We start from the raw sequence: 2,570 nt of genomic DNA on the forward strand, positions 1-2,570 counted from the left end.
TGTTGACACCGGTCGAAAATTGACCAGAAAAAGCTAGTTGTACCGGTTGAAAATTGACCAGGTAATTCACGTATCCTGCCTAAATTTTAGGCAGGAGAATTTAAGAGGTGATTACCATGGTTATGTATGCAAAGATACGGCGGATGTTTTACCGTGAACATCTGTCGATTAATGAGATTCAACGAAGAACGAGCCTGTCGCGGAACACGATCAAGAAGTGGTTGAAAGCGCCAAGCGACAGCGCAGTGAAATATCAAAGAGCGAAGAAGCCCGGCAAGCTGACACCGTTTGAATCCAGGTTGTTGCTGGCGCTGGAAGCGGATGCGCGTCGTCCCAAAAAAGACCGACGTACTGCCAAAATGCTGTTCCAGGAAATCAGGAAGGACGGCTATGTTGGCGGTTATACGATTGTGTGCGATTTCATCCGCAACTGGCGCAATCAAGGAAGTCAGAGTAAAACAGCGTATGTACCGCTGAAGTTTGCGTTGGGTGAAGCGTTTCAGTTTGACCGGAGCGAAGAGTGGCTGGTGATCGGTGGTATTCACCGTAAAGTATTGGCTGCACATACCAAGCTATGCGCCAGCCGCGCTTTTATGTTGTCCGGCTATCCGTCACAAAGTCACGAAATGTTGTTTGATGCGCATACCCGTGCATTTGCAGCTTTTGGCGGTGTGCCGAAACGCGGCATTTACGACAACATGAAGACTGCCGTGGACAAGGTATCCAAAGGCAACGGGCGCGTAGTCAATACACGCTTCTTTGCGATGACAGCGCATTACCTGTTCGATCCTGATTTTTGCAATGTGGCTTCTGGCTGGGAAAAGGGTGTTGTTGAGAAGAATGTTCAGGATATGCGCCGCCGCATCTGGAATGAAGCCAAACAGCAGCCATTCAGTTCATTCGATGATTTGAACCACTGGCTGGAAGTACGCTGCCGCGCGCTGTGGTCAGAAATACAACATCCGGACTATACCGGCATCACCCTTGCCGATGTACTGGAACAAGAGCAACTGTACTTGATGCCAATGCCAGCACCGTTCGATGGTTATATCGAGGTATTGGCGCGTGTATCCAGCACATGTCTGGTCACATTACTGCGTAACCGTTATTCTGTTCCCTGTCGCCTGGTCAATCAGATGGTGGCCGTTCATCAGTATGCCAACCGTATCGAGATCGTCCATGACAATGCCGTGACAGCCTGTCATACCCGCCTGTTGGATAGCGATCAGGTCAGTTATGACTGGCAACATTATATCCCGGTCATCGAGAAGAAGCCGGGGGCTTTGCGCAACGGCGCGCCATTTGCTGAATTACCGGCACCCTTGCTGCAGTTGCAAACTGCACTGCGGCGCAGAGAGCGTCAGCAGGCCGATCGAATCATGGCCAAGGTACTCAGCCTGGTGCCGACGCATGGACTGGAAGCGGTGCTGGTCGCTGTTGAACTGGTGCTCGAATCCGGTGCACCCAGTGCCGAACATGTTACCAATGTATTGGCACGACTGAAACACACCGACGTGCCGTCGTCAGTGGAAACGACGCTGAAGCTCAAGGAAGAACCGCAGGCCGATACGGCGCGCTATGATCGCCTGAACACTAAAGAGGTGCCCCATGTCTGATATTATCACGCAGTTCAAAGCGCTGAAATTATATGGCATGGCGGGTTGTTATACTGAACTGAGGCAGCAGAATACGCCAGACCAGATGACGAATCTAGAGTCAGCAGACCGGATTCTGTCTCAACTGCTCCAGGCCGAAGCAACCGAGCGCAACCTCCGTTCCATTCGCTATCAGACACAAGCTGCCAGATTCCCGGTGCAGCGCCACTTACAGGGGTTCGATTTCAGTCAGTCCAAAGTCGATCAGCAACTGATATATCAACTGGCCACGATGGAATTTACCGCCGCTGCACAGAACCTGGTGCTGGTCGGCGGCACCGGTACTGGCAAAACACACCTGGCCATTGCCATTGGCACTTCAGGCATACAGCATCACAATAAAAAAGTGCGCTTCTTCAGCGCCATCGATCTGGCCAATAGTCTGGAACAGGAAAAATCAGCGGGCAAACAAGGCAGGCATGCCTTGCGGCTGTTGCAGATCGATCTGATCATACTCGACGAACTGGGTTATCTGCCATTCTCACAAGCCGGTGGCGCACTATTGTTTCATCTGCTCTCCAGGTTGTATGAACGCACCAGTGTCATTATCACTACCAACCTCGCATTCGCAGAATGGAGCAACGTATTCATCGATGCCAAAATGACTACCGCGCTTCTGGATCGACTCACGCACCATTGCCACATCATCGAAACCGGCAATGAGTCTTTCCGCTACAAACAAAGCACTGCCAATGCAAAGATCAGAATACAGCAGCGGGAAAAAGAAAAGTATTCACCAGAAGAAAATCTGGTTAATTTGTAGTCAATGACAACAAACCAAAACATCAACAGGAGGCAAAACACCAACTCAGTCTGGTCGACTTATCCACAGATGCGTAGTATCCTGCGATCTGTTTTACCCTGGTCAAATTTCAACCGTAATGGGTGGTCAATTTTAAACCGGTATCAACAGCT

The 2,570-nt window shown here is 50.5% G+C and carries 2 protein-coding genes; both read left to right on the plus strand.

The genetic code is table 11. From position 1 onward, the window contains the following. Positions 1–116 precede the first annotated feature (116 nt). Positions 117–1,616: an IS21 family transposase gene (gene istA, locus BMX44_RS16270; RefSeq protein ID WP_218144004.1), complete on the plus strand. Its 1,500-nt coding sequence runs from the start codon at positions 117–119 to the stop codon at positions 1,614–1,616. Beyond that, positions 1,609–2,418 carry an IS21-like element helper ATPase IstB gene (gene istB / locus BMX44_RS16275; RefSeq protein WP_090634983.1) on the plus strand — a complete coding sequence of 270 codons (810 nt, stop codon included), beginning with the start codon at positions 1,609–1,611 and terminating at the stop codon, positions 2,416–2,418. Before istA ends, istB begins: the two co-directional genes overlap by 8 nt. Positions 2,419–2,570: the final 152 nt, after the last annotated feature.

Origin of the sequence: Nitrosomonas marina (assembly GCF_900110145.1) — a bacterium.
Classification (GTDB): domain Bacteria; phylum Pseudomonadota; class Gammaproteobacteria; order Burkholderiales; family Nitrosomonadaceae; genus Nitrosomonas; species Nitrosomonas marina.

What these genes read in the sequence shown, in the direction of transcription:
- istB (WP_090634983.1), top strand. Translation starts at nt 1,609, where the DNA reads ATGTCTGATATTATCACGCAGTTCAAAGCGCTGAAATTATATGGCATG.
- istA (WP_218144004.1), top strand. Translation starts at nt 117, where the DNA reads ATGGTTATGTATGCAAAGATACGGCGGATGTTTTACCGTGAACATCTG.